This window comes from Streptomyces sp. CC224B (assembly GCF_030010595.1).
Lineage (GTDB): Bacteria > Actinomycetota > Actinomycetes > Streptomycetales > Streptomycetaceae > Streptomyces > Streptomyces longispororuber.
In genome coordinates, this window is sequence record NZ_JASCXL010000048.1 from 42530 (window position 1) to 68335 (window position 25806).

General features: G+C 76.8%; 24 protein-coding genes and 1 pseudogene. 2 read left to right on the forward strand and 23 right to left on the reverse strand.

The window, feature by feature from the left end:
- Positions 1 to 6 precede the first annotated feature (6 nt).
- Positions 7 to 1791, reverse strand: coding sequence for a condensation domain-containing protein (locus QK440_RS20270; protein ID WP_282794571.1), 1785 nt, complete (start codon positions 1789 to 1791; stop codon positions 7 to 9).
- Between the two features lie 216 nt (positions 1792 to 2007).
- On the opposite strand from QK440_RS20270, the gene QK440_RS20275 reads away from it, so the two are divergent.
- Positions 2008 to 3399, forward strand: a complete 1392-nt coding sequence (locus QK440_RS20275) for a DegT/DnrJ/EryC1/StrS family aminotransferase (protein WP_282794572.1) — start codon at positions 2008 to 2010, stop codon at positions 3397 to 3399.
- A 16-nt stretch (positions 3400 to 3415) separates the two neighbouring features.
- On the opposite strand, the gene QK440_RS20280 is transcribed toward QK440_RS20275, so the two are convergent.
- The 14 genes from QK440_RS20280 to QK440_RS20345 form a co-directional block, all read right to left on the reverse strand.
- Positions 3416 to 4378 (reverse strand): transketolase C-terminal domain-containing protein, encoded by a 963-nt coding sequence (locus QK440_RS20280; protein WP_282794573.1) that lies wholly within the window; start codon positions 4376 to 4378, stop codon positions 3416 to 3418.
- A 22-nt stretch (positions 4379 to 4400) separates the two neighbouring features.
- Positions 4401 to 5336, reverse strand: a complete 936-nt coding sequence (locus tag QK440_RS20285) for a transketolase (protein ID WP_282794574.1) — start codon at positions 5334 to 5336, stop codon at positions 4401 to 4403.
- A 32-nt stretch (positions 5337 to 5368) separates the two neighbouring features.
- A complete protein-coding gene (locus QK440_RS20290; protein WP_282794575.1) occupies positions 5369 to 6442 on the reverse strand; it encodes a M20/M25/M40 family metallo-hydrolase in 1074 nt (357 codons plus the stop codon).
- Complete coding sequence (locus QK440_RS20295; RefSeq protein WP_282794576.1) at positions 6439 to 7260, reverse strand: [LysW]-aminoadipate kinase; 822 nt, start codon at positions 7258 to 7260, stop codon at positions 6439 to 6441. Before QK440_RS20295 ends, QK440_RS20290 begins: the two co-directional genes overlap by 4 nt.
- Before the next feature lie 19 nt (positions 7261 to 7279).
- Positions 7280 to 8311 (reverse strand): N-acetyl-gamma-glutamyl-phosphate reductase, encoded by a 1032-nt coding sequence (gene argC / locus QK440_RS20300; protein ID WP_282794577.1) that lies wholly within the window; start codon positions 8309 to 8311, stop codon positions 7280 to 7282.
- Positions 8299 to 9165 carry a RimK family alpha-L-glutamate ligase gene (locus QK440_RS20305; RefSeq protein ID WP_282794578.1) on the reverse strand — a complete coding sequence of 289 codons (867 nt, stop codon included), beginning with the start codon at positions 9163 to 9165 and terminating at the stop codon, positions 8299 to 8301. The genes argC and QK440_RS20305 overlap by 13 nt, the downstream gene beginning before the upstream one ends.
- Complete coding sequence (locus QK440_RS20310; protein WP_282794579.1) at positions 9162 to 9326, reverse strand: lysine biosynthesis protein LysW; 165 nt, start codon at positions 9324 to 9326, stop codon at positions 9162 to 9164. Before QK440_RS20310 ends, QK440_RS20305 begins: the two co-directional genes overlap by 4 nt.
- Positions 9327 to 9463: 137 nt before the next feature.
- Positions 9464 to 10810, reverse strand: a complete 1347-nt coding sequence (locus QK440_RS20315; RefSeq protein ID WP_282794580.1) for a helix-turn-helix domain-containing protein — start codon at positions 10808 to 10810, stop codon at positions 9464 to 9466.
- 208 nt (positions 10811 to 11018) lie between these two features.
- Positions 11019 to 11165, reverse strand: coding sequence for a hypothetical protein (locus QK440_RS20320; RefSeq protein ID WP_282794581.1), 147 nt, complete (start codon positions 11163 to 11165; stop codon positions 11019 to 11021).
- A 251-nt stretch (positions 11166 to 11416) separates the two neighbouring features.
- A complete protein-coding gene (locus QK440_RS20325) occupies positions 11417 to 11932 on the reverse strand; it encodes a GNAT family protein (RefSeq protein ID WP_282794582.1) in 516 nt (171 codons plus the stop codon).
- 71 nt (positions 11933 to 12003) lie between these two features.
- On the reverse strand, positions 12004 to 12786 hold the full coding sequence (locus QK440_RS20330; protein ID WP_282794583.1) for a DUF72 domain-containing protein: 783 nt from the start codon (positions 12784 to 12786) through the stop codon (positions 12004 to 12006).
- Between the two features lie 43 nt (positions 12787 to 12829).
- Positions 12830 to 13837: a glycosyltransferase family 9 protein gene (locus tag QK440_RS20335; RefSeq protein ID WP_282794584.1), complete on the reverse strand. Its 1008-nt coding sequence runs from the start codon at positions 13835 to 13837 to the stop codon at positions 12830 to 12832.
- A 91-nt stretch (positions 13838 to 13928) separates the two neighbouring features.
- Entirely contained in the window at positions 13929 to 15005 is a 1077-nt protein-coding gene (locus QK440_RS20340; RefSeq protein WP_282794585.1) for an NAD-dependent epimerase/dehydratase family protein, read from the reverse strand.
- A 170-nt stretch (positions 15006 to 15175) separates the two neighbouring features.
- A complete protein-coding gene (locus QK440_RS20345) occupies positions 15176 to 15922 on the reverse strand; it encodes an SDR family oxidoreductase (RefSeq protein ID WP_282794586.1) in 747 nt (248 codons plus the stop codon).
- A gap of 500 nt (positions 15923 to 16422) precedes the next feature.
- On the opposite strand from QK440_RS20345, the gene QK440_RS20350 reads away from it, so the two are divergent.
- A complete protein-coding gene (locus tag QK440_RS20350; protein WP_282794587.1) occupies positions 16423 to 17853 on the forward strand; it encodes an MFS transporter in 1431 nt (476 codons plus the stop codon).
- Between the two features lie 47 nt (positions 17854 to 17900).
- Here the strand turns inward: QK440_RS20350 and QK440_RS20355 are convergent, their stop codons facing one another.
- From QK440_RS20355 to QK440_RS20390, 8 genes and pseudogenes are all read right to left on the reverse strand, one after another.
- The gene (locus tag QK440_RS20355) at positions 17901 to 19043 is read right to left on the reverse strand and encodes a glycosyltransferase family 9 protein (RefSeq protein ID WP_282794588.1); all 1143 of its coding nucleotides are present in this window, start codon (positions 19041 to 19043) and stop codon (positions 17901 to 17903) included.
- Between the two features lies 1 nt (position 19044).
- A complete protein-coding gene (gene rfaE2 / locus QK440_RS20360; protein WP_282794589.1) occupies positions 19045 to 20496 on the reverse strand; it encodes a D-glycero-beta-D-manno-heptose 1-phosphate adenylyltransferase in 1452 nt (483 codons plus the stop codon).
- Entirely contained in the window at positions 20493 to 21155 is a 663-nt protein-coding gene (locus QK440_RS20365; RefSeq protein ID WP_282794593.1) for an SIS domain-containing protein, read from the reverse strand. The genes rfaE2 and QK440_RS20365 overlap by 4 nt, the downstream gene beginning before the upstream one ends.
- 324 nt (positions 21156 to 21479) lie before the next feature.
- Positions 21480 to 22757: a glycosyltransferase gene (locus tag QK440_RS20370; RefSeq protein WP_282794590.1), complete on the reverse strand. Its 1278-nt coding sequence runs from the start codon at positions 22755 to 22757 to the stop codon at positions 21480 to 21482.
- A complete protein-coding gene (locus tag QK440_RS20375; protein WP_282794591.1) occupies positions 22754 to 23719 on the reverse strand; it encodes a glycosyltransferase in 966 nt (321 codons plus the stop codon). Before QK440_RS20375 ends, QK440_RS20370 begins: the two co-directional genes overlap by 4 nt.
- Positions 23716 to 24840, reverse strand: coding sequence for a glycosyltransferase family 9 protein (locus QK440_RS20380; protein ID WP_349239302.1), 1125 nt, complete (start codon positions 24838 to 24840; stop codon positions 23716 to 23718). Before QK440_RS20380 ends, QK440_RS20375 begins: the two co-directional genes overlap by 4 nt.
- Positions 24837 to 25529: an HAD-IIIA family hydrolase gene (locus tag QK440_RS20385; RefSeq protein WP_282794592.1), complete on the reverse strand. Its 693-nt coding sequence runs from the start codon at positions 25527 to 25529 to the stop codon at positions 24837 to 24839. Before QK440_RS20385 ends, QK440_RS20380 begins: the two co-directional genes overlap by 4 nt.
- Positions 25526 to 25806: pseudogene (locus QK440_RS20390) on the reverse strand (transferase); the annotation flags it as partial. The gene QK440_RS20385 and the pseudogene QK440_RS20390, both read right to left, overlap by 4 nt.

Consider the following 25806-nt stretch of genomic DNA (forward strand, 5'->3'; position numbering starts at 1 on the left):
ACTCCCTCAGACCGCCCGCAGATCGGATTCGATTTCTTCGAGTTCGTGCTGGCTGAGCGAGCTCAGGGTCAGGTCGGACGGGGTGAGTCCGCCCGCTCCGGGTTCGCGGGCGTGCGTGACCAGGAGCCGGAGCATCCGGAACCACGTCGCGGCCAGCTCGCGGGTGTCCGCCTCGGACACGACGCTGTCGGCCCAGGTCCAGGTGGCCCGCAGCACCGGACCGTCCGTCCCGTCCACCGTGGCCACGTTGGCCTCGACGCTGTGGGCCATGGGCATACCGGGCCCGGTGCCGTCCAGGCCGGTGCCGTACTCCGGTACGACCGACCAATCGGTGTCGTCCGGGACCGCGAAGCGGCCCAGGTAGTTGAAGACGAGCTCCGGCCGGGCCGCCTGTTCGAGGAGCGGTCCGGTGTCGGGGTTCAGATAGCGCAGGAGGCCGTAGCGGACTCCCTTGTCGGGGATGCCGCGCACCTGCTCCTTGACGCGCTTCACCGCGGTGCCCACGGCGGGCCCGGCGGCGTCCACCTCGGCCCGGTCCAGCTCCCCGAGGTCGAGCCTGACCGGGAACATGCTGGTGAACCAGCCCACGGTCCGGGACAGGTCGAGGTCCCCGAGCGCGCCTTCGCGGCCGTGGCCCTCCAGGTGCAGCAGCGCGGTGCCGTCGCCCTCGGTGCCGCGCCGGCGGTGCCAGTCGTCCAGCGCCAGCGCGAGGCCGGTGAGGAGTACGTCGTTGACGTCGGCGTGGAACAGCGCCGGGACCGTGGTCAGGAGCTCCTCCGTGACCTCGGCCGACAGGGACGCGGTGAAGCTCCGGTCCCGGCTCTCCAGGTCGCGGCCGGGCACCCGCGCCCGGTCGCCGAACCGGGCGGCGCCGGGGCGCAACCGGTCGAGCCAGCCGGGCAGTTCGGCGGCGCCGGCCCGCGCCCGTGCCCGCTCACCGAGGACTTCGGACCAGCGGCGGAACGAGGTCGGCACCGGATCGAGGGCGATCGGGGCGTTCTGCTCGACCGCTCGCCAGGCCGTCGCGAGGTCGTCGGCCAGGACGCGCCAGGAGAGGGAGTCGACGGCCAGGTGGTGGACGACCAGCGCGAGCAGGCCCCGGCGCCGCGGTCCGGCGTCGCACCACACGGCCTGGAGGACGGCGCCCTCCCGCGGGCGCAGCCTGTCGCGTGCCGCGTCGGACTCCTGCCGCACCAGCGCGGCCCACTCGCCCTCGGGGCGCCGCGCCACGTCGACCCGCCGGACGGCCGGGGCCGCGTCGACCGAGCCCACCGGCAGGGTCTCCAGCGCCCAGTCCCCCGAGCCGCCGCGCACGGACAGCCGCAGGCGCAGGGCGTCGTGGTGGTCGAGCAGGGCCTGCGCCATGGCGGTCAGGCGCGCCTCCGTCAGCCCGGCGGGGGTCCGCAGGACCGCGAGCTGGTGGTAGGTGTCCACCCCGCCGCCGCGCTCCCGGAACCACTGGACGATGGGGGTGGTGACGACCGGCCCCACCCCGCTGTCCGCGACCGGCGCAGGCTCCTGGCCGACCGGGGTGGCCGCCTGCGCCAGTGCCTCCATGTCCCGGTGGACCAGCACGTCGCCCACGGTGATCCGCAGACCGGCCTTCCGCGCCCGGCTGACGAGTTGCATGGCGATGATGCTGTCGCCGCCGAGCGCCACGAAGCCGTCGTCGAGCCGTACGTCGCCCACCCGGAGCACGTCGGCGACCAGTTCGCACAGGAGACGCTGGCGCGCGGTGACCGGAACGCGCCCGGCGTCCCCCGCATTCGGTCCATCGAAAGGGCTGGTCACGTATTCCCTCATTCCGGGTCCGGGCTGGAATCGAGGACGAAGCTATCGAGCGGCGGACGGAGCCGGCGGCAGTCGCGGCGGCAATACCGGGAGGGCCGCGGGAAAGGGCGCCGCAATTGCCGGTGCGACTGCCGCCGGGCGCGACAACGGGCGCCGACACTGACAGGCGCGACGTTCGTACGGAACCACGGAATCCCAGCGGGAAGAGGCTCAACGGTGACAATCCAGCAACCGGCCCGGTCGGTGGCCGACCTCGCGATGTTCGGCGGCGCCCGAGCCGTGCCCAGGGGGCAGCGGATCAGGCCCTGGCCGATGGTGACCGAGCAGGACGAGCAGGCGGTGCTGCGGGTCCTGCGGTCCGGCCGGTTCACCTCCGCCTCGTCGGGGGAGCGGGAGATCGCGGGTCTGGAGCGGGAGTGGGCGCGGCAGGTCGGTACCGGGCACTGCGTGGCGGTGAGCAACGGGACCGCGGCGCTGTCGGTCGCGCTGGGCGCCGTGGGCGTGGGGGCCGGTGACGAGGTCGTCGTGCCCGCCCTGAGCTTCATCGGCAGCGCCATCGCCCCGCTGCACCTCATGGCCGTGCCGGTGTTCGCGGACATCGACCCCGTCACGTTCAACCTGGACCCCGCGGCGTTCGAGGCCGCGATCACGCCCCGCACCAAGGCCGTCGTCGTGGTCCACCTGCACGGCCTGCCCGCCGACCTGGACCGGATCACCGCGATCGCCGCCCGGCACGGGATCGCCGTGGTCGAGGACGCCGCGCAGGCGCACGGCGCGCGGTACCGGGGCCGGGCGGTGGGCTCGGTCGGCGCCGCGAACACCTTCAGTCTCAACGTCAGCAAGAACCTCGCCACGTGCGGTGAGGGCGGCCTGGTCACGACCGACGACGCGGACGTGGCGACGAGGGCGACCATGCTGCGGCAGTTCGGGGAGCTCATCCCCGCCGACGGCGACCGCAGTTACGTGGCGCACCTGCTGGGCTGGAACTGCAAGCCGAACGCCGTGCAGGCGGCCTTCACGCGGAGCCGTCTGGCGCGGTTCCCCGCCGAGGCGGCCGTCCGCGAGGAGAACGTCCGCCGGCTCCTGGGACGGCTGGCCGCGCACCCCGGCTTCCTGGTGCCCGAGGTCCCGCGCGACCGCACCCACGCCTGGCACATCCTGCGCTTCCGGGTGGACCCGGCCGCGTTCGGCCTCGCCGACGCGTTCGCGGGCCCGCTGCGCGCCGCCGTCCAGCGGGCCCTGCGCGCCGAGGGGGTGCCCGCCGCGCCCTACCAGCTCCAGCCGCTGCCCGCGCAGCGGGTGTTCACCGAACGGCGCGGGTTCGGCGGCCACCCGTGGGCGCTGCCCGGCGTCGTGGACCGCCCCTACCGCGCCGAGGACTTCCCGGCCACCCTGCGGGTCCTCGACGACTCCTTCGCCCTGCAGAAGGCGCATCTGCACCCGGACGCGGGGCCGTTGCTCGACCGGTACGCCGACGCGTTCGAGAAGGTCTGGGAGCACCGCGACGCACTGGCCGCCGTCGCCACGACGGCGGCCCACACGCCGCACTGGGAGCGCGCGTCGACGATCGCCGACGCCGAGTGGTCCTCGGCGTTCCCGGGTCGGTGACCCCGGCGGGGGCGGTTCAGGCCGGCAGCCGCCGCGCCTGTTCCGCCACCGCCGCGGCGGTGATCCCGTTGCGCGCCAGGAGGTGGCGGTGCCCGCCGGTGCCGGCGGCGAACCGGTCGGCCACCGCCACCCGCCGTACGGGACAGGCGACGCCCAGGCCGGCCACGACCTCGGCCACGGCGGAACCGAGGCCCCCGGCCGCCCAGTGCTCCTCGACGGTGACGATGCCGCGCGTGCGGGTGGCGGCCGTGACGATCGCCTCCACATCGAGCGGTTTGACCGTGTGCATGTTGAGCACGGCCGCGTCGACGCCGTCGGCGGCCAGTGCGTCGGCGGCCTCGACCGCGGCGAGCACGGGGTGCGGTCCGGTGGCGATCAGCGTCACGTCGGTGCCCCGGCGCAGGGACTGCGCGACGCCGATCCGCACCGGTTCCCGCGCGGCCAGGTCGGGCGTCGCGCCGCGCCCCAGGCGCAGGTACACCGGCCCCGGCAGCTCGGCGGCGGCCCGCACCAGGCTCTCGGTGGCGGGGCCGTCCGCGGGGACGAGCACCGTCATGTGCGGCAGCAGCCGCATGACGGCGAGGTCCTCCAGCGCGTGGTGCGTGGAGCCGAGGTGGCCCGCGGAGAGCCCGCCGTGGGTGGCGGCGATCCGCACCGGCAGGTCGTTGTAGGCGATGTCGAGCTTCACCGCTTCCAGCGCGCGGGTGGCGGCGAAGGTCGCCATGGTGTTGACGAAGGGGACACGGCCGGACCTGGCGAGGCCCGCCGCCACCCCCATCAGGTTCTGTTCCGCGATGCCGAGGTTGAGGTACCGCCGCGCGGCCCCGCCCCACGAGGTCGCGGAGAACAGGCCGGTGTCGCTGTCCAGGCACACGTAGCGGTCGTCCTCGGCGACCAGCTCGACCAGGACGTCCCGGTACACCTCCCGGGCGGCGCGGGTCCGCTCCGGCGCGGTGGGTTCGGCTGTCACGACGGACATGTCGTCTCCGTTCGGGGTGGTCTCAGGGTCGTCGGCCGCGCGTCACCGCCGCGTGGGCACGCCGGTGCCCGCGCTCGGTGAGCCGGACGTAGTGGCTGCGGGCCTGGCCTTCGATGTAGGGCAGTCCCCTGCCCTTGACCGTGCGGGCCAGCACGACGGTCGGTCGGCCCGGGGTGCGCGGGCGGCCCGGGGTGTGCGGGCGGCCCGGGGTGTGCGGGACGTCCGACAGGGCCGTTCGCAGCTGGTCGGGGTCGTGCCCGTCGACCTCGCGCACCGTCCACCCGAAGCTGCGCCAGCGGTCCCCCAGGGGTTCGAGGCCCACGGTCTCCTCCGTGTCGCCGCTGATCTGCAGCCCGTTGCGGTCCACGATCGCCACGAGCCGGTCGAGGCCCTGGGCGCCGGCGGCCATCGCGGCCTCCCAGACCGAGCCCTCCTGCAGTTCGCCGTCGCCGAGCACGACGAAGCACCGCCGGTCGCTGCCGTCCAGGCGGGCGGCGAGGGCGAAGCCGACGCCGAGCGGCAGCCCGTGCCCGAGCGAGCCGGTCGGCATCTCCACCCCGGGCACGGCCGGGTTCGGGTGCGCGGTGAAGGGGCTGTCCGGAGTGCCGTAGCCCGCCAGCCCCTCCTCGGGGAAGAAGCCGCGGCCCGCGAGGACGGCGTACAGGCCGATCGCGCCGTGGCCCTTGCTCAGCAGGAGGATGTCCCGGTCCGGCGCCCGCGGCAGCCGCGGGTCGATCCGCAGCACGTCGTGGTAGAGCGTCACCAGGATCTCGACCAGGGACATCGAGCCGCCGAGGTGGCCGCCTTCGGGGTTGGCGCACATGCGCACGATGCGTTCCCGTGCCCTGCGCGCGTGGTCGTCGCTCATCGGCCCTGTCTGGTCCATCAGCCGTGTCTGGTCCATCGGCCCTGTCTGGTCCATCGGCCCTGTCTGGTCCATCGGTCGTGTCTGGTCCATCGGCCCCGTCTGCTTCATCGGCCCCGTCTGGTTCATCGGCCCTCTCTGGTGAAGTGCTCGCCCAGCTCGCTCAGCGCCCGGGTCAGCACCCGGATGCCGAACAGGTACTCGGGCAGCCGGATGTGTTCCTGGTCGGAGTGGTCCAGGCTGCTGTCGCCGGGACCGTAGGTGGCCATCGGCGTCGTCCACTCCTGTGCCAGGGTGTTCATGTCGGAGGTGCCGGTCTTCACCTTCGCCCGCGGGCTGCCGCCCTGCGCGCGGATCGCGACCGTCAGGGACCGCGCCACGGGGTCGTTGCGGCCGACGCGGCAGGCGCGCACCGCGTTGACGACCTGGAGCGTGCCCGGGGCCGTCCGCCCGGCCAGCGCGGCCACCAGGCTCTCGGTGTCGAAGCCCGGGGGGACGCGGACGCTGAACTCCGCGGTGGCGGACGTCAGTCCGCCCTCGATCGACATCAGGGTCGGGCCGGGTGCGTCGAACCGGGCATGGCTCGCCTCCGGGCCGAGCAGGTCCAGGAGCTCCGTCCACGCCCGGGCCGCCAGCTCGGACGCCTTGGGCACGACGTTGCTGGGGTGGGTCGCCTCGCACCGCACCTCGTAGCGGAGGTCGATCTTTCCCTTGTAGCCGAGGACGACCGTGTCGCAGCCGCTGGGCTCCCCGATGACCAGCGCGTCCGGCGGCTCGTGCGTCCGGCGGATCTCCACCGCGCCCCGGGACAGCGAGGTCTCCTCCTCCACCGCGCCCACGACCACGATCCGGCCGCGGAAGCCGGTGCTGCCGGCGGCCGCGCAGATCATCGCGGCGAGCGGCCCCTTGGCGTCGACCGCGCCCCTGCCGTACAGGCGGTCGCCGACCCTGCGCACCGGGACGTCCCCGGGCACGGTGTCCATGTGCCCGAGCAGCATCACCGTCGGCCCCGGGCCGCGCCGGATCTCCCCGACCGCGTTGCCCGCCGCGTCGATCCGCGCGGTGAGACCGGCTCCGCGCATGGCGTCCACCATGTAACGGCCCAGCTCGGACTCCGCGTACGACGGTGAGGGGATCCGCAGCATGCCGTGGAGCAGGTCGACCGCGGCCGGGTCGGAGAACGTCGTCGGCGTCGTCACTCTTCCTCCAGGAGCACTTCGGTGCCCGAGCCCGCCAGGGCCTCCCGCACCGGATGCGGCCGCCGGCCGTCGGCGATCAGGACGCGGCGCGCTCCGGCAAGCAGCGCCTCGCGCGCCGCGACCAGCTTGATGCCCATGCCTCCGGTGACCACCGGGGGCGCGCCCCGGCGGGGAACGCGGCAGACCGGCAGCAGGGACTGTTCGTCGTGCCGGTCGGCGAGGACCCCCCTCGCCCCGGTGAGCAGGACGAGGGTGCTCGCCCGGACGGCGCCCGCGACGGCCGCGGCGGCGCGGTCCGCGTCCGTGTTGACCACGCGGCCGTCCCGGGCCAGGGCCGGTGGCGACACCACGGGCAGCAGGCCCGCCGTGAGCAGGGTGGACAGCAACTCGCCGTTCACGTCGACGATCCGTCCGCTGTGGTCGTCCCTGACCACGACCCGGCGCCCGCCGACGAGGGCCCGGTGCGCCGGCTTGCGCGCGGCCACGAGGAGCCCGGCGTCCAGGCCGGTCAGCCCGACCGCGTCCACCCCGCGGGCGCGCAGCTCGGTCAGGAGCCGGGGTTTGACGGAGCCGGCCAGCGCGAGCTGCACCACTTCGAGCGTGCGCTCGTCGGTGTACCGGGTCGACACCCCGTCCGGGGCGACGAGCCGCCGGGAAGGCACTCCCAGGCGTACGGCGAGGCCGTCGATGTCGGCCGAACCGCCGTGGACGAGGACCACCTGCCTGCCGGCGCGGTGCGCGGCGGCGACGTCCGCGCAGATCTCCTCCGACCGTACGGCGGCGTTGCCCCCGCACTTGACCACGAGTATGTCCCGCATGCGCTTGATCGACCTCACGTCAGTTCGGGTGCAGTCCGGGGAATTCGAGTCCCGTCCGCTCCGGCCAGCCGAAGCGGACGTTCAGGCATTGCACGGCGCCGCCGGCGCCGCCCTTGACCAGGTTGTCCAGGGCGCCGACGAGGACCGCGGTGCCGTCGTCCGCGGACACCGCGAAGCCGACGTCGCAGTGGTTGGAGCCCGTCAGGATCTTCGGCTCCGGCAGCCGGTACAGGCCCTGGCGCCGGGCGACGACCCGGACGAACGGCTCGTCCTCGTACGCCGCGCGGAACGCGGCCCGGACGTCCCGCTCCGAGGCGCCGGACGCCAGTCGCGCGTGGCACACCACCTGCACGCCGCGGACCGCCTCGACGCCGGTGGCGGTCATCCGTACGGTGTGCCCCGTGGCCTGGGCGATCTCGGCCTCGTGGCGGTGCCGGGAGGGGGCGAACACCCGGAGGGCGCCGCTGCGTTCGGCGTGGGCGGCGGCGGGTCCGCCGGAGGCCCCCGACCCGCTGGACCCGGTGCGGGCGTCCACCTGGACCGGGCCCTCGATCAGACCGGCCTCGGCCAGCGGCCGGACCGCGAGGATGCCGGCGGTGGCCATGCACCCGGGCACGGAGATCCGGTCGGCGGCGGCCAGTTCGGCGCGGTGCCACTCCGGCAGCCCGGTGGTGAATCCGGGGATGAGGTGCGGTGCGGCGTGCGGGACCCCGTAGTACGACGCGTACGTGTCGGGGTCGCGCAGGCGGAAGTCCCCGGACAGGTCGATGACGGTCTCGGCCAGCTTCAGGAAGCCGGCCATCCTTCCCATCGTCTCCCGGTGGGGGGCGGCCAGGAAGAGGACGTCGGCGTCGACGTGCTCCACGGCGTCGTGGCCGACGAAGCTCAGGTCCGTGTGGCAGCGCAGGTTGGGGTGCGGGCCGTCGACCCGGCGCCCGGCGAGGCGGTCGGACGTGGCGGCCACGACCGTGGCCCGCGGATGGCCGTGCAGCAGGCGGAGCAGTTCGCCGCCGATGTAGCCGGACGCCCCGACGATCGCTACGCGGAGCATGGGTCTTCCTTCGTCAGGAGGTGGTCGACGATGCGGTCGGCGACGGAGACGGTGTCACCGAGGGCCTGCTGGAGGCCGGAGAACTCGACGCCGTGGTTGACCTCCAGGACGAGGACCTCTCCCGTCCCGTCCTCGATCAGGTCGACACCGGCGATCTCGGCCTCCACGGCCTGTGCGGCCCTGACCGCGAGTTTCGCGATGTCCGGTGTGAGGGCGCAGAGTTCGCTCACGGCGCCCCGCGCCACGTTGGTCCGCCAGTCCTCGCTGCGCCGGTAGGTCGCGGCGAGCGCCTCGCCGCCCACCACGGCGACCCGGATGTCCCGCCCCGGTTTCGCTATCCACTCCTGGAGGTAGACGATCCGGGCCTGGGGCGAGGGCAGTGCGGCGACGTACTCCAGGACGGTCTCCGCGGTCCGCCGGTCCGGCAGCGCGGCGACCAGCCGTCCCCACGAGCCCTGGAGGGGCTTGACCACGGCCGGGTAGCCGAGGGTCTCCAGGGCCGTCAGCGCCGCTTCCGGGGTCAGCGCGAGGGCCGTGCGCGGCGTCGGGAGCCCGGCCTCGACCAGCGCCGCGGAGGTGCGCCACTTGTCCCCGCACAGCTCGGTGGCCCGCGCCGAGTTGACCACCGTCGCTCCCGCCGACTCCAGCGCGTGGGCCGCGTACGTCGCCCTGGCGAGCCCGATCTCCCTGTTCAGGACGGTCGGGCGGGGGCCGCGGTCGCCGAGCTGGTGCCACCACTGACGGCTGTCGATGTGCTGGTGGGCGATCCTCCTGCGCCCGAGGGCTTCGAGGATGCTCTTCTCGCTGGCCCGTACCCGGGAGGCGAGTACGGCGAGGGGCACGGCGCGGCTCACTCGCCCCAGTCCTCTTCGATCTCCGGGGCGAGCGCGGCGCGTACCGGGTCCAGCGTGAGGATCTCCAGTTCGCTGGCGCACTCACCGCACTCCACGATCTCGCCGATCACCGGTGTTCCGGCGGGAACCACCGCGCTCTCGCATTCGGGGCAGGTGACCATGTCCCGTTCCTTTCGTCGGCCGCCAAGGGATACGGGTAGAACGTAAGAGCCGTTCCGGGCCCCGACAGGCAGAACCAGCGGCAGTCTCAACGGCCAGGCCCCCGCCCGCCGTCGGGGCCCCGGGGCGGGGCGCGGTCCTACGCGTACAGGAGCCGCACCAGCTCCAGCGCCGTGAACTGCTCCGGCAGGTGGGCGCCCGCCGGCCGCACGAGGCCGTGGATCAGCAGCGCGTGCAGGGCGGCGGCCGGGTCCGGGACGAGGTGGGCGATGTCCGCGACCGTCCAGTGCGGCCGGTCCGCCACCTCGGCGAGGACGTGGCGGTGGCGCTCGGCCACGACGTCGACGCTGCGGGCCAGGGAGCGCAGCAGGTTCTGGCAGGCGCAGCCCGCCGGCGAGGAGAGGAGGTGCGCGTCGCGGCCGGCCCGGGCCAGCAGGACCTCCGGCGAGTACACCAGGCACCAGCCCGCCGCGTACTCCAGCGCCCTGGGTACGCCGTCGAGCCGTCGGCACAGCCGCACCACCGCGTCCGCGTTGTCCTGCCGCAGCCGGAACCCCGGCCGTGAGCGGCGCATGTGGGACAGGAACAGCGCCACGGACGCGACCTCGCTCAGCCGGGCGTGGTCGTGGTCCGGCGCCTCCTCCGGCACGGCCATCGGCGTCAGCGGCAGTACGCGCTCGCCCGGCACGTGGCGCGGCGCCAGGCCGGTCACCACGACGCTCAGGTTCGGGCAGCGCCGGAGCAGTGCGGCGACGTCCACCCGGCCGGGCCCCGGAGCGTCGTCGCCGTCGACCACCAGCAGCTCGTGGCTCTCGCCGATCACCCCGGCGATGTCGTCGGTCAGGCCGGTGGCGCCCGCCGGCGGCTCACCGGTGCCCCGGTCGGCGGCCGGGGCCGCGCCGCAGCACGGGCGGTCCCCCGCCAGGGAGTGCCACACGACCCGCCGGCCCCGGGCACGCAGCACCCTGGCCGCCTCCAGGACCAGGTGCGTCTTGCCGATGCCGCTGATGCCGACCACGCTCACCAGGCGGTGGCCGTGCACCGTCACCTGGTCGAGCAGCACCTGCAACTCCGCCTCCCGGCCCACCAGCGCGCCGGGCGGGGCGGGTGGCGCGGGCAGCGTGAACAGCGCGCCCCGGTGGTCCGCCGGGCTTCCCCCGGCGGCGTGCAGTTGCAGGCGCTCCGGGTCGCCGAGGCGCAGCGCGTCGGCGAGGAGCCCCACGCTCTCCCGCCGCGGCCGCCGCACCCGGCCGCTCTCCAGGTCCCGGATGGCCCGGACGCTCAACGTGGCGAAGTCCGCGAGTTGTTGCTGGGTCAGTCCGGACCGGCCCCGATGGCGCTTCAGGAGCTCGGCGAAGGGAACCGCTGCGGCGCTCCCCTGCGCCGGGGCCGGGGCCGGCTGCTCCGGTCGGCCGCGGGCCGCGCGGTCGCGCAGCGGGGGTCTGGGGTTCTGCTTCTTTCCGGCGGGGCGCGGACCGCCGTTCACGCGCCGGCCGGTCTCCCCGTGGGGGTCCCCGTACACGGCCCGTCCGAGCGGTTCTCTTTCCCGGTCACAGATGTCGCGGACTGCTTCCCGCACTTTGTTGCTCACGGATTCGGGCGCCCTCTCTCTGTACGATTTCCGCGTTCCGTCTCCTGCGGTGGCAGGCTCCGGGAACCCATCACGAGCCGGCTTTCCCTTGCGTATCCGCAGGTCATCCCCAGCCGCTGTCGCCGTTGAGCAGGATGGCGGTCGCCGGCCGGGAGTCGGCGCGGGCGGTGCCGGCGGCAGCGGTTCCGGCGACGGCGCCGACCGTGAGGGCGCAGAGGACAGCGACCACGAACGCGCGGACAGACTTCATGGATTCTCCTGGGAATTTCAGACTGAGGAATACCGGAAAAGTCCCGGCCGATGCCGTCCGGCTGTTTCCCTTCCGCTCTTCCAGCATGGTCGGCACCCGTCCCGGGATCCACCGGCGGAGCCATTCACCAAGTCCTCCGGCACCAAAGCGAGGGGTGCGCACAACGCCCATCGGGCCGCAATTGGCGGCAAGACGGACGGGTGGGACCGTCCGGGACGCCGCCCGCACCGGTGGAGTGCCCCCGTCCGGGGCTAGGCGGGCGACCAGTGGAAGCGCGTGTAGTCCGCGAAGTCCGCCACCGGCTCGAAGCCGAGCCGGGTCAGCAGGGCGACGCTGCGGTGGTTGCCGTGGGTGACGCCCGCGTAGATGTCGGTGGCGCCCAACGCGCGGGCCGCGTACGCGTACAGGGCGGCGCAGGCGGCCGTGGCGCGGCCCGCGCCGAGGTGGGCGGCGTCCAGCCAGTAGCCGGTGCCGTAGCGCGGCGGGTCGACGGCGATCAGGTCGACCCGGCCGATCAGCTCGCCGTGCAGGCGGATGCCGTGGCGCAGGCCAGGGGCGGGGTCCTCGCGCAGGTGCGCGCGCACCCAGGCGGGAGTGGCGCGGCGCTCCGCCTGGTAGTCGCCGAAGCGGCCCAAGTGGTCACGGTTGCGGTCGAGGAGGGCGTAGTACGCGTCGGCGTCGTCCACCGTCAGCGGCCGCAGGACCAGCCCGGGTAGGTCGGTCCGGAGGTCGGGCCCCTCGCCCCGGGGCCGTGAGGGTTCCGTCACAGGACGTAACGTACGCGTGCGCGCCCGCGGTCCTCAACTGGATTTACGAGGGGGGGCGTCGGGGCGTGGCCTCACCCGCCGTCCGGTGCGGGTGGCCGTCGTGGCGGGGTCCGCGTCACGGTCGCGCCGGCCGTCCGCGCGGCGGCGGCGAACGCGGTGGCGTCGTCGATGGCGGCGCCGCCCGGGTCGTTGTTGAAGTACACGTACACGTCCTCGGCGTCGGACCAGGTGTCCGTCAGCCGCCGGGCCCAGGTGGCGAGCGCCTGCCTGCCGTAGCGCGGCCAGGGGCGGGCGCGGCCCGAGTGCAGCCGCAGGTAGCCCCAGCCGGCCGTGCGCCACAGCGGCGCGACGGGCCGCGAGCCGACGTCGGCCCAGCACAGGGCGGCGCCGCGGGCGTCGAGCAGGGAGCGGATCGCGGGGGTCCACCAGGAGGCGTGGCGGAATTCGACCGCGACGCGCACGTCGGCGGGGAAGCAGCGCAGGCAGCCGTCGAGCAGCGCCGGGTCGGCCCGGAGGGTGGGCGGGAGCTGGAGGAGGACGGGGCCGAGGCGGTCGCCGAGGCCCTCGGCGTGGTCGAGCAGCCGCCGCACGGGCTCCTCGGGTTCGCGGAGCCGTTTGACGTGCGTCAGGAACCGGCTGGCCTTGAGCGCGATGACGAAGTCGTCGGGGGTGCGGTCGCGCCAGGCGGCGAAGTTCTCCCGCGTGGGCAGCCGGTAGAAGGCATTGTTGCTCTCGACGGTCGCGAACGCCCGCGCGTACTCCTCCAGCCACAGCCGCTGCGGCAGCTTCTGCGGGTAGAGCACGCCGCGCCAGTCCTTGTACTGCCATCCCGAGGTGCCGACGGAGAGGGGCATGCGGCCATCGAAGCACGGGTGCCCGCGCGGGGCCGGTCGCCGGTCACGCGCCTGCCCTCAGGAGCTTGTGCACGGCGCTCACCACGTCCTGGGGCGTGACCTCGTCGAGGCAGGGGTGGCCGGGCACGGGGCAGTGGCGGGCGCCGGTGCCCGCGCAGGCGGCCCCCTGGTCGCCGAGGAGCACGCCGGGCACGCCGTAGGGCGCCCACCGCTCCGCGGGGAACACCGGCGCGAACAGCGAGACGACCGGGGTGCCGGTCGCGGCGGCCAGGTGCGCGACCCCGGTGTCGCCGCCGACGAAGGCGTCGGCGGCGCGCAGCACTCCCGCCAGGTGCCGCGGGTCGGTACGGCCGCCGAGGTCGACGGCCGTGGCCCCGCTGACGTGCCGGGTGAGGGCGGTCTCGTCCGGGCCGCCGGTGACGACGACGCGGTGGCCCGCGTCCGCGAGCAGCTCGACGGCCTCCGCGCAGCGGTCCGGGCTCCAGGCGCGGGCCGCGGCGCCCGCCCCCGGGTGCAGGACGACGTACGGCCCGTTGCCGGTCAGGGCGGTGGTGTCCGGCGTCGGAAGGACCCGCAGCCGGCCGTCGTCCCCGGTCCGGGGCAGGAAGCCCAGGGCGGCGGCCGTGTCGAGGGCGGCCCGCGCCTCGTGCCGGTCCGGCGGGCGCCGGTGGTGGACGTCGAGGAGGGTCCCGGCGGGCTCGTCGCACGCGGCACCGATGCGGGGGACGTGCGCCATCCGCAGCAGCAGCGCGGCGGGCAGGGGGCTCGCGCCGTCGGGGGCGAGGATCAGCGCCACGTCGGGCGCCGCCTCGCGCACGCGCCGCACCACGCCGTCGGTGTCCGCGTCCTCCACGGCGGGCGGGCGGGCGCCCTCCCAGGGCACCTCCCCCACCAGGACGTCGTCGACGCCGGGCAGCAGCCGGGCGGCGGGCGCGCCGCGCGGCCCGGTCATCAGCGTCACCGGGGAGGCCTGGGCGGCGACGGCCCGGACGGCCGGACCGGCCAGGAGCACGCCGCCGAAGTCGTCCCCGCAGACCACGAGTGCCTTCACCGGGACCCCTCCCCCCGGCCTGCGGGCGCCGTCCCCGGCGCGGGCCCGCAGGGGCGGCGGGCGTGGTCGTACCGCCTGCGCGGCACCCCTGTCAGCACGGTCGGCACCCCGGGCCCGGCCCGGCGGCGGCCGAGCGCGCTGCGATGTCCTCGTACGGCCCGGGGGCCGGCCCGCCGTCCAGGGCCGGGCCGGTGCGGTGGCCGATGGTCCGCTCGAGCCCCTCCTCCCACCCGGTCACCGGGGCCCAGCCGAAGAGCTCGCGGACGAGACCGGTGTCGGGCAGGTGGTCCCGCGGCCCGCCGTCGGCGGCGCCGACGCACATGACGCGTGACGTCGAGCCGGTCAGCTCGATCACCCGGCGGGCCAGCTCCGCCTCGGTCACGACGTCGCCGCCGCCGAGGTTCACGGGCCGCACCGAGCGGCTCGCGGCCACCAGCAGCACCCCGTCGACCACGTCGTCGACGTAGCACAGGCAGTGTGTCCTGCGCCCGTCCCCCGCGAGGGTCACCGGGGCCCCGGCGAGCGCCCGGGCGACGAGGGCGGGGACCGGCCGGCCGTCGTCCGCGCGCATCCGGGGCCCGTAGGTGCCGAAGAGCCGGACGATCCCCGCGTCGGTGCCGTGGGCCGCGACATGGGCGGTGACCAGGGCCTCGGCGAACCGGTGGGCCTCGGCGCGGGCGCTGTCCGGGCCGACCGGGTCGACGTTGCCCCGGTAGTCCTCGCGCTGCGGGGACACCAGCGGGTCCCCGTAGACGGCGGACGTGGAGGCGAACAGGAGCCGCGCGCGGTCGCGCCGGGCGACGTCCAGGGCGTGGCGCGTCCCGGCGCTGCCGGCGTCGAGCGTCTCCAGCGGCAGCCGCCGGCAGTCGGCGGGCGCGGCGGGGCAGGCGCAGTGCAGGACGAGGTCGTAGGGGCCCGGCAGCGCGGCCACGCTGTCCGGCCGGGTGAGGTCGTGCTCCAGGAACCGGAAGCCGTGGCGGGCGGCCAGGGGCGCGATGTTCTCGGCCCGCCCGGTCGACAGGTTGTCGACGCAGTCGACGGCGACGCCCAGGCCGGTCAGGCGCTCGCACAGGTGGGAGCCGAGGAACCCGGCGCCCCCGGTCACCAGGGCGCGGCCCCAGGGCGGCCGGGCCGCGGGCGCGGCGGGGAACGTCCTGGTGGAGCCCATGGGAGCGTCCTTCCTTCCCCCGGCGACGGGGACGACGGACAGACGGGGACGACGGACAGAGGGGTGGCAGCGGAGCGGGCGGGGTGGTCCGGGCGGGGCGGTCCGACCGCGGTGGTCGGTGCGGGTGGGCCCGGCCCGAGGAGCGGGTCCGCGCGGTCCTGGCGGGCGCGTCAGGGCCAGGACGGCTCCTTGCGCGGGACGACGACCAGCTCGGACACCGCGCTGCCGACCGGGACCGACAGCGCGTACAGCACCGTGTCGGCCACGATGTCCGGGCTCTGGAGCATCGACACGTCGGCGTCCGGGAACCGCTCCAGGATGAACGGTGTCTCCATGCCGCCCGCGATGATCCCGGTGACGCCGATGCCCGTGCAGTCCCGCTGGGCCTCCTTGAACAGCGTGTGGGTGAAGGCGCGCAGGCCCGTCTTGCCCGCCGCGTAGGGCCCCGCCTCGGTCCAGGTCCGGTTCGCGGCCGTGGAGAGGATGTTGACGATGTGGCCGCCGCCGCGGGCGACCATCCGCCGGTAGGTCTCCAGGCACAGGTACATCGGCCCGAGCAGATTGGTGGTGATCACCCGGGTCACCTCGTCGGCCGTCAGGTGCTCGATGGGCTTGGAGACGTCGACGGCGGCATTGTTGACCAGCACGTCCACCGCCTCCCCGGCGTCCTCCAGGTCGCGGAAGACCTCCGCGACCGCGGCCGGGTCGCGCACGTCCAGCTCCACGAGGCGCGCCGAGCGCCCCTGCTCGGCCAGGTCCTCGCAGAGTTCGTACGCCAGGTCCTTGCGGACGTCGGCCACCAGGACGTCCGCGCCCGCCCCGGCGAGCCGGCGCACGATCGACGCGCCAAGCCCCCGGGCCCCGCCGGTCACCAGCGCCCGCTTGCCGTGGAGGTCCACCCGCACTCCGCCGTCCATGCCGCCACCTCAGCCCTTCCTCGTGCCGGTCGGCGCGGTCCACGCCGGGCAACCGCGCCACGCTGCTCCCACTGTGACCCGGAGCGCGGGGTCCGGCACGCCGGGACGGACCGGGCCCGGGGCGGCGCGGAGCTGTGGCGGCCGTCACGCCGTACGGGCCTCCGGCCGTGGCCGGCGGCCCGCTCCCGGAGCCTGTGAGCAAGCCCACCCGAAGTGCCGGATCTCTTGCGCCGCACGGCGGTTGGGGCGTGCGGGGCGGGGGGCGAGGACGCTCGGGCCGCGGCTCCCTGGAACCGTCTGCCACCATGGTCGACGCAGTACCACGAGTGGTCCCCGAGCCGGTGAGCCGGGTGATGCCCCGCCGGTGGTACGGCGCCAGACAGATCCCCGAGGAGCGGGCCGCGCAGCGCAGCCGGTGTTCCGAGCTCCCGGACCTCCCCGCCGAGTCTTCGGACCCGTCCTCCGAGAACGTCACTGTGCCTTCCTCCCCCGCTGTTCCCGTGCCCTCCCCCCTGCCCGTGTCCGGGCCCGTCCCCGCTCCCGGCGCCGTCCCCGCCGCCGTCGCCGAAGCCGTCGCGGACGCCACCGGCCCCGCCGCGCCCGCCCCCGACTCGCACTCGCCGTGGCGGTCGCTGAGGTACCGCAGCATGCGCTGGTGGTCGCTGGCGAACTTCGTGTCGAACGCCGGGACCTGGATGCAGCTCACGGTGCAGAACCTGCTGGTCCTCCAGATCACCGGGTCCGCCGCCGCCACCGGCCTGTCCATCTCCGTCCAGGCCGCGCCCGCGCTGCTCATGAGCCTCGCGGGCGGCGCCGCCGTCGACCGCTGGCCCCGGAAGGTGACCGCGGCCGTCAGCCAGGCCCTGCTCGGTGCCGTCGCGTTCGTGACGGCGGCCCTCGTGGCGGTCGGCCGGCTCGACCTGACCGTGCTGATGGTGCTGGCCGCCGTCACGGGCGTCATCGCCACCGTGGACGGGCCCGCGTGCGCCCTGCTCGGCAACGACCTCGTCCGGAAAGAGGACGTCCCTTCGGCCATCGGAGTGGGTTCGCTGGTGTCCAACGCGGGCCGGCTCGCCGGTACCGCGCTGGCGGGTGTGACCGTCGGTTTCCTCGGCACGGCCGCCGCCTACGCCGCGAACGGCGTGTCGTTCCTCTTCGTCGCCGCCGTCATCCCCTTCCTGCGCCCGGCCTGCAAGGCGGTCGGGGGCGCCGGCGCGGCCCCCGCGCACGGCGGCGGCGACGGTGTCCGGGGCGAGCAGGCCCCGCACCCCGCCGAGCCGGACATGACCGTGCGGCAGGGCCTGGCCTTCTTCCTGCGCCGTCCCCGGCTGGTCGCGCTCGCGGGCATCACCGGCATCAGCGCCGTCTTCGGCCGGAACTACGGGCTGACCCTGGCCGTGCTCGTCACCGGGCCCCTCGCCGGGAGCGCCGGGGCGTTCGGCACGGTCTCCACCGTCCTCGCCGTCGGCGGCATCGTCGGCGCCGTGCTCGGCGCCCGGCTGCGCAGCCCCTCCGTGCGGCTCGTGGGCACGCTGGCCGCGGCGGGCGCCCTGCTCCAGATGGTCGCGGCGCTCTCGCCGTCGCTCGCCGTCCTGCTGGTGGTCGTGCTGCCCATGGCCGTCGTGGAGTCCGTCTCCGACACCGCGGGGACGACCGTGCTGCAGACCGACCCGCCCGCCCACCTGCGCGGGCGCGTGCTCGGCGTGTGGGGCAGCATCCGTACGGTGTGGGGGCTCGCGGGCCCGCCCGCGCTCGGCCTCCTCATGGAGCTCGCGGGGGCGCGCGGCGCCCTCGTGGCCGGCGGGCTGATCATCGTCGCCTCGATCGGCGCGGGCCACGCGCTCCGCCGTCGCCGGACCGCCACGACGGTGGTCCTGCGGGCCGGGGAGCGCGTGGGCGCGGACCGGCCCGTCCTGGGGACGGCCGCCTGACCGGACGGCCCGCCCCGGCCGGTCACGCGGATGCGTCCGTACTTCCCTCAGGGGGCGCGCCCGGGGACGGGTGCGGGGGCCTGGGCGTACGGCCGGGCCGGTGTCGCCACCCCGGCCGTGGCCCGCTCCGTCTCCGTCTCCGCCTCCGTCGCCAGCTCCGTCTCCGGCTCCGGCTCCGGCAGTTCCTCCACCGCCTCGACGACCTCCTCGACGGTGATCCGCAGCAGGCGTGCGTCCGGCCGCGGGCCGTGGGCGTCCCCGGGGCGGGGTGAGCCGTCGCCCCCGGGGTGCCACAACACCCGGTGCCGCGGGTGGTCCGGCGGCCCCCACAGCCGCGGGGCGACCGGGCCGAAGAGAACCACGGAGGGCGTGCCGAGCGCCGTCGCCAGATGGGCGAGGCCGGTGTCCCCCACCACCACGCAGCGGGCCCGTGCCACGAGCGCGGCCAGGACGCCGAACGGTACGTCCGCCGCGCCGCCGAGCACCGCCCCCCGCTCCAGCCCCGCCGCCTCGGCCACGGCGCGCGCCAGGTCCTCCTCCCCCGCCCCCGCGGTCACCACCACCTCGTGGCCCCGGCGGCGCAGTTCCGCCGCCACGGCCGCGAACCTCTCCGGCGGCCAGCGGCGCGCGGCGGCGTCGGCGCCCGGGTGCACCACGACGGCGCCGGGCGCCGGGGAGGGCGCCTCGGGCCGCGGGATCGCCACCTCCCCGGGGTCGGCGGGGACGCCGTACCAGCCGAGCAGCCGGCACCAGCGGTCCCGCTCGTGCTCGTCGTCCCGCCACACGGGGCCCGCGATGTCGGGCGTCCCCGGGTGCGCGTACGCGAACAGCCGCCGGGGGCGCAGCCGTTGGAGCAGCAGATGGCTCGGCGGGCCGTTGCCGTGCAGGTCCACGGCGAGGTCGGGCTCCGGCCCCGTCCAGGGCAGTTCTCCGGGCACCGCCCGGCCGGGGGCGGCGGCGGGCAGCAGCCGGTCCACCAGGCCGGTCGCGGCGGCCGCGGCGGACAGCCGCCCGGGCGCGGCAAGGACCAGTTCGTGCCGGGGCAGGTGCCGCCGCAGGGCCCGCAGCGCGGGCACCGCCGCCAGCAGGTCACCCAGGCCGAGGGCGCGCAGCACGAGGACCCGCGGGCGCCCGGGGGCCGTGCCGTCGGGCGCGGCCGGGCCCGGCCGCCGCCGGTTCGCCGCGGTCACGTCACGACCTGCCTTCCGGGGCCGCGGCCGAGGCGGCCGCCCGGCGCGCGAGGAGGGTGGTGGACCGGCCGTCGAGGTAGGGCAGCACGACGGCCTGGCCGCCCCAGGCGCGCAGGGCCCGGGCCTCGGGCAGGTCCTGCACGGAGTAGTCGCCGCCCTTGACCCACACGTCGGGGCGCAGCCGGTGCAGCAGGGCCTCGGGCGTGTCCTCCTCGAAGACCGCGACGGCGTCCACGCTGCCGAGGGCGGTGAGGACGCGGGCGCGGTCCGCGGCGGGGTTGAGCGGGCGCCCCGGGCCCTTGCGGCGGGCGAGCGACGCGTCGGAGTTGAGGCACACGATGAGGCAGTCGCCGATGCGGCGGGCGCTCTCCAGCAGGCCGACGTGGCCGGCGTGCAGCAGGTCGAAGCAGCCGCCGGTCGCCACCACCGTGCCGCCGCGCGCGCGGACGCGCTCGGCGAGGGCGAACGCGTCGGCCCCGAAGGCGCCCGAGGGGCCGGACCCGGACCCGGAACTCCGCGTCGGTCTGGACCCGGCCCCGGCCCCCGCATCCGCCCCGGAGGCCGTGCACCACAGCCCCGGATTGCCCGCCCCGCCCGCCGACACGAACTCCGCGGCCTCCGCGACGGCCCGCTGGAGCGCCTCCTCGGGGAGCGCGCCGTCCGCCAGGGCGGCGGCCGTCGTCGCGGCGAAGCAGTCGCCCGCGCCGCACGGGTCGCCGGTGGCCCGGTAGGGCGGCGGCACCAGCATCGGCGTACCGGTGCCGGGCCGGGCCAGCAGGGCGCCGCGGGCGCCGAGCGTCACGGCGACGCCCGCCGCCTGCCAGCGGTCCGCCAGCTCCCGGCCGCGCTCGGCGTACGCGCGCAGGGAGTCGCCGTCGCCCGTGCACAGGGCACGCGCCTCGGCCGCGTTCGGGGTGACGAGCCGCGCGCCGGGGACGGGGGCGTCCCCCTTGGGGTGCGGGTCCCACACCAGGGGCGTACGGGAGGCGACGGCGGCCAGGTGGGCGCGGACGGCACGGGCGGTGTGGCGGCCGTAGTCGGCGACGAGCACGGCGTGGGCCCGTTCGAGGACGTCGCGCACCTGGTCGTCCGGTGTGCCGGGCGTGCCCCCGCCCCGGTCGATCCGGACCAGGGGGCGGCCGCCGGCCAGGACGCGCGTCTTCACCGGCAGGGTGCCGTGCAGCGGCAGCTCCACGAGCCGGACCCGGCCCCGCAGCGCCCGGCGCACGGCGTCGCTGGCGGGGTCGTCGCCGAGGGCCGTCACCAGGACCACGGCGCGGCCGTCCCGGGCCGCCAGCGCGGCGGCGAGACCCGCGCCGCCGGGGCGGCGCCGGTCGGCGGTGACGTCGACGACGGGGGCGGGGGCGTCCGGGGAGAGCCGGGTCGCGACGCCCTCGATGTCCTCGTCGAGCAGGACGTCACCGACGACCACGAGCGGCTTCGCCGTGGTCATGACGCCCCCTGGTGGACGGCGGCGACGGCCCGGCCCGCGACCGCTCCCGTGGGCGGGGCGGCGAGGGCAGCGTCGAAGCACTCGCACAGCAGGTGCACGGCGACGAGGTGCGTCTCCTGCACGGCCGCCGTGCTGTCGGCGTCGACGCACAGCACCTCGTCGGCGGCGTCGGCCAGGGGGTTCGGGCCGGGTCCGGTCAGCGCCCAGACGCGCAGTCCGGCGGCCCGGGCCGTCACGGCGGCGGTGATCAGGTTGGCGCTGCGGCCGGAGGTGGACAGCAGCAGGAGCACGTCCCCGGGGCGGCCGTGGGCGGAGACCTGCCGGGCGAAGACGTGGTCGAATCCGTAGTCGTTGCCGATGGCGGTCACGCTGGACGTCTCGGCGTGCAGCGAGATGGCCGAGTACGCGGGCCGCTCCTGGCGGTAGCGGCCCACCAGTTCGGCGGTCAGGTGCTGGGCCTGGGCGGCGCTGCCGCCGTTGCCTGCCGCGAGGAGCCGCCCGCCGGAGGGCAGGACCGCGGCCAGTCGGCCGCCCCACGCGGCGACCCGCTGCAGCCCGTCGCGCCGGAACCGGCCGAGGGCCTGCTCCAGCGCGCGGCAGTGCACGTGCGCGGCGTCGAGGGCGGAGAGCGCGGCGGCCGCGGAGGTCCCGGCGGGCACGGAGGCCCCGTTGGGCACGGAGGCCCCGGCGGGTGCGGAGGTCCCGGCCGGTGCGGCGGTCGCGGGCGGGGCGGTGGTCGCGGGCGGGGCGGTGGTCGCGGGCGGGGCGGTGGGTGCTGTGGGCGCGGACGGTGCTGTGGGCGCGGAGGGCGCAGAGGGTTCGGTCATGCTGATCGGGTGTGCCGCCGTCGCGGGGGACGGCGGCCGGACCCGCACCTCCTTCGGGCGTCGGTGCGTCGGTGCGTCGGTGCTCCCCGGCCCGGTGCGGACCGCCCGGCGTGGACCGCCCACAACGGCCGGGGAGCGCGGATGGCGTGCCCCGGGTCAGACCACCCCGGTCACCGCGGGCTGGGGGTCGAGGACCGTGCAGTACGCCGCCTCGGTGGCGGCCGCGACGCTGCTCCAGCCGTACCGGCTGAGGACCCGGCGGCGGCCCGCCGCCCCGCACGCCTCCCGCGCGGCCGGGTCGGCGAGCAGCTCCGCGACGGCGCGGGCCAGGGCCTTCGGGTCGCGCGGCGGCACCAGGCGGCCGGTCGCGGGGTCGGCGACGGTGTCGAGCTGTCCGCCCACCGCGCTGGCGACGACCGGCCTGCCGCAGGCCATGGCCTCCAGCGGGACGATGCCGAACGGTTCGTAGTCCGCGGGGCACACCACCACGTCGGCGCTGCGCAGCAGTGGCGGCACGTCCTCGCAGGGCACGCCCCCGGTGAAGCGGACCCGGTCGCTCACCCCGGCCTCGCGGGCGAGTTCCCGCAGCCGGCGCGCCTCGGGGTCGGTGCCGATGCGGTCGGGCGGCGGCCCGCCGACGACCACGAGTTCCGTCTCGGGCAGCTCGGCGAGCGCGGCGACGGTGACCGCGGCGCCCTTGCGCGGGACGAGCCGGCCGAGCTGGAGCAGCCGGTGCGGGGAGGCGCCGCGCTCCGCGACGGGCCCGCGCGGCGTGAACAACTCGGTGTCGACGCCGCACGGCACGACGCTGACCTTGGCGGCGGGGATGCCCATCCGGGCCAGTTCCCCGACCTCGTCCCGGCAGGTGGCGACGACCCGGTCGCAGCCGAGGCCCACCTCCGTCTCGCAGGCGACGCGCTCCGGCGGGCTGGTGTCGGCCCGCCGCTGGTGCCGCCGCTTCACGGTGCCCAGGGCGTGGTACGTGTGCAGCAGCGGCAGCCCCAGTTCCCGTGCCGCCCGCAGCGAGGCGAGCCCCGACATCCAGAAGTGGGAGTGCACCACGTCGGGCGGCCGCCGCCGCCAGACCCGGGCCAGGTGGCGGCCGAAGTCGGCCATGTAGGGCAGGAGTTCGTCCTTGGGGAGCTGTTCCGGCGGCCCGGCGGGCACGTGGTGCACCTGCACGCCGGCCCGCAGCGCCACCCGGTCGGGCAGGTCGCGGTCGTCCCGGCGGGTGTAGACCGTGACGCGGTGGCCCCGGTCGGCGAGCGCGCCCGCCAGGCGTGCGACGTGGACGTTCTGGCCGCCCGCGTCGACGCCGCCCAGGGTGGCGAGGGGGCTCGCGTGCTCCGAGACGAGCGCGATCGACAAGGTGCCGGTGGCGAGGGGGCCGGCGCCCGAGGGGCCGGGGCCCAGCGAGTCGAGCGAGGGGGTCATGAGCGTGCCTCCGTCATCACGCGCTCCCAGTCGTGCAGGAAGCGCTTGAGCCCGTACCGTTCGAGGGCCGCCTGCCGGGCGCGGGCGCCGTCCTCGGCGGCGGCCTCCGGCTCCCGCAGGTAGTGCCGGGCGGCCCGGGCCAGGACGTCGGGGCGGGTGGACAGCGTCCCCGCGCCGGGCGGCACCGCCTCGACGGCCTCCGTGGTGGCGAGGCAGACGACCGGCATGCCCAGGTGCATGGCCTCCAGGAGCGACAGGCCGAGGGAGGTCCAGCGCACCGGGTGCAGGTAGAAGCGGCGCTCGGCGAGCGCCGCGTGCAGCTCGGCCTGGGGCAGGTCGGCGGTGCGGCACCGGTCCCGCGCTATGCCGAGGTGCGCGGCGAGGCCCTCGGTGCGCATCCCGAAGACGTCGAGCGGCGCCGCCTCGGACAGGGCGGGCAGCAGGTCCGTACCGACGTGGCGGCCGCGGCGGACGGGCTCGTTGACGACGACGGCGGCGCGGTCGAGCCGTCCGGTGTAGAGGTGCCCCGGGTCGACGATGCCGTGCTCGATCACCTCGGTGCGGGTGGAGCCGCTGTCCCAGAACAGGCGGTTGAAGTGGGTGACGTGCACGAGGGTCAGGTCGGCGCGGTCGGCGCACGGGTGCCGGGTGCCGGGGACGTCGCCGTCCGGCGCGTTGTGCTCCAGGTAGACGGCGGGCACGTCCCGCCCCGGGCGGCGCCCGCCGAGCCAGCGCTCGGCGAGCGCCGCCTCGTGCGGCCGCTGGAGCAGGACCAGGTCCACGGGCGTGTCCCGCAGCTCCTCGGGGGTCACCTCCCGCACGGAGTCGGGCCAGGCGAACGTACGGGCCCGGCCGAGCCCGTCCGGATCGCGCCCCGGCGTCACGGGAACGAGATAGGTGTGGGGGCCCTGGACGAACGCCGTCGTCCAGGAGCCGTGCACGTGCCACAGCAGGATGTTCATATGCTCGCTCCTCGTTCCGTGTCGGGGTGGCCGCCCGGTGGGGGCGGCGGGTGTGCGCCGTGACGGGGCCGGGCGGCCGGTCCGGCCCGGCCGTCCGCGCCGGCCGCGAGGGCCGCCACCGCGGCGAGCACCTCCGCGTCGTCCACCCCGTCGAGACAGGGGTGACCGGGCACCGGGCAGTGCCGGGCCCTGCTCTGTGCGCACGGCGCGGCCTGGTCGCCGAGCAGCACGTGCGGCACGCCGAAGGGGCGCCAGCGCTCGGCGGGCACCACCGGCGCGAACAGGCAGGCCACCGGGGTGCCCACGGCGGCGGCGAGGTGGGCGGGGCCGGTGTTCCCGGTCACCGCCGCCCGCGCGCCGGCCAGGACGCCCGCGAGCCGCCGCAGGTCGGTCGCGCCGCCGAGGTCCAGGCCGTGCTCCCCCGCGACCTTGGCGGTGAGGTCCCGCTCGCCGGGGCCGCCGGTGACCACGAGCCGGTGGCCCGCGGCGTGCAGGGCGGCCGCGGCGCGCACCGCCCGCTCGGGGCTCCAGGCCCGCGCGGGCACCGCCGCCCCCGGGTGGAACACCACGTACGGCTCCGGTCCGGTGAGGGAGGTGGTGTCGGGCGGCGCCTGCACCCGCAGTCCCCCGTCGTCGCCCGGTGGCAGGTCGAAGCCGCAGGCGCGGGCCAGGTCGAGGGCGGCGAGGGCCTCGTGGCGGCGGGGCCGCCGGTGGTGGCGCAGGTCGAGCAGGGCGCCCGGGTAGTCCTCGCTGTCGGCGGCCGTCCAGCCCACCCCGGCCAGCTTCAGGAGCAGGGCGATCGGCAGGGGGCTCTGGTGGTACGAGACCAGCACCAGGGCCCGGTCGAAACGGCGGGCCGCCACCGCATCCACCAGGTCCAGGGTCTCCCGGCGGGACACCGGCGCCGGTTCGAGGCCCACCCAGGGCGCGTCGTGCACCAGGACCTCGTCCACCCCCGGGAGCAGCCGCCCGGCCTGCGCGCCCTGCGGTCCGCAGAGCAGCGCGGTGTACGAGGAACCGGCCGCCGCGGCCCGCACGGCGGGACCGGCGAGGAGCACGTCACCGGCGCTGTCCAGGCGGACGACGAGCGTCCGCGGCAGGGGTCGGGCTCCGCTCGTCACGACGCACCCGCCGCTCGGTCGGGGGAGGTGACGGCGGCGGTGCCGGTCGGGGAGCCCGGTGGCGTGGCGCGGGGCGGGGAAAGGAGCAGGCGTACCGCCGTGAGCAGGTCGGGGGCCGTGGTGCCGGCGGCGGCGACCTCCTCGGGGCGGGTGACCGGGGTCGGCACCAGCACGCCGCGGGCGCCCGCGGCGCGGGCCGCCGCGACGTCGGCGCCGATGTCCCCGACGACGGCGGCGTGCGCGGGGCGGACGCCGAGCCGGGCGCACGCGGCGAGGACCAGGCCGGGCGCGGGCTTGCGGCAGCCGCAGCCGTCGCCGGGGCCGTGCGGGCACACCGCCCACACGGCGAACGGCCCGAGCAGCTCCTCCACCCGGTCCCGGACCGCCTCCACCTGACGGCGGGTCAGCAGGCCGCGGGCGACACCGGACTGGTTGCTGACCACGCCGACGGGGACGCCCGCGGCGCGCACCGCCGCGACGGCCGCGCGCGCCGACGGCATCAGCGCGACCCGCGCCGGGTCGCCGTTGTACGGCACGTCGACGACGAGGGTGCCGTCGCGGTCGAAGAGGACCGCCGCGATCGGCCCGCCGCGGGCGGGGCGGGGCGCCGCGGGCCCGTCGAACAGCCAGGGGCCGGGCGGGGCGGGCCCGCAGGTTTCGGGCGGGTGCGGGGTGGCGGGTCGCGTCATGGGCGCACCCGTTCCCCGGCCGCCCGGCGCGGTGCGCGCGGCGGCGGCCCGGCGAGCTCGTGCGGCCCGAGCGGCGGCGTGGCGCGGTGGACGACCTGCCCGCGCAGCCAGTGCCAGGTGGCGGCGGGCGGGATGAGCACGCTGGTCAGCGCCATGGTGGCGGTCTCATCGGGGGTGCGGGGGCCGGGGGCGATGCGGGCCAGGGCGAACTCCGCGGTGCCCGCGAGCCAGGCGGCGGCGCACAGCGAGGCCGCGGCGGGCCTGCGCAGGGCGGCGC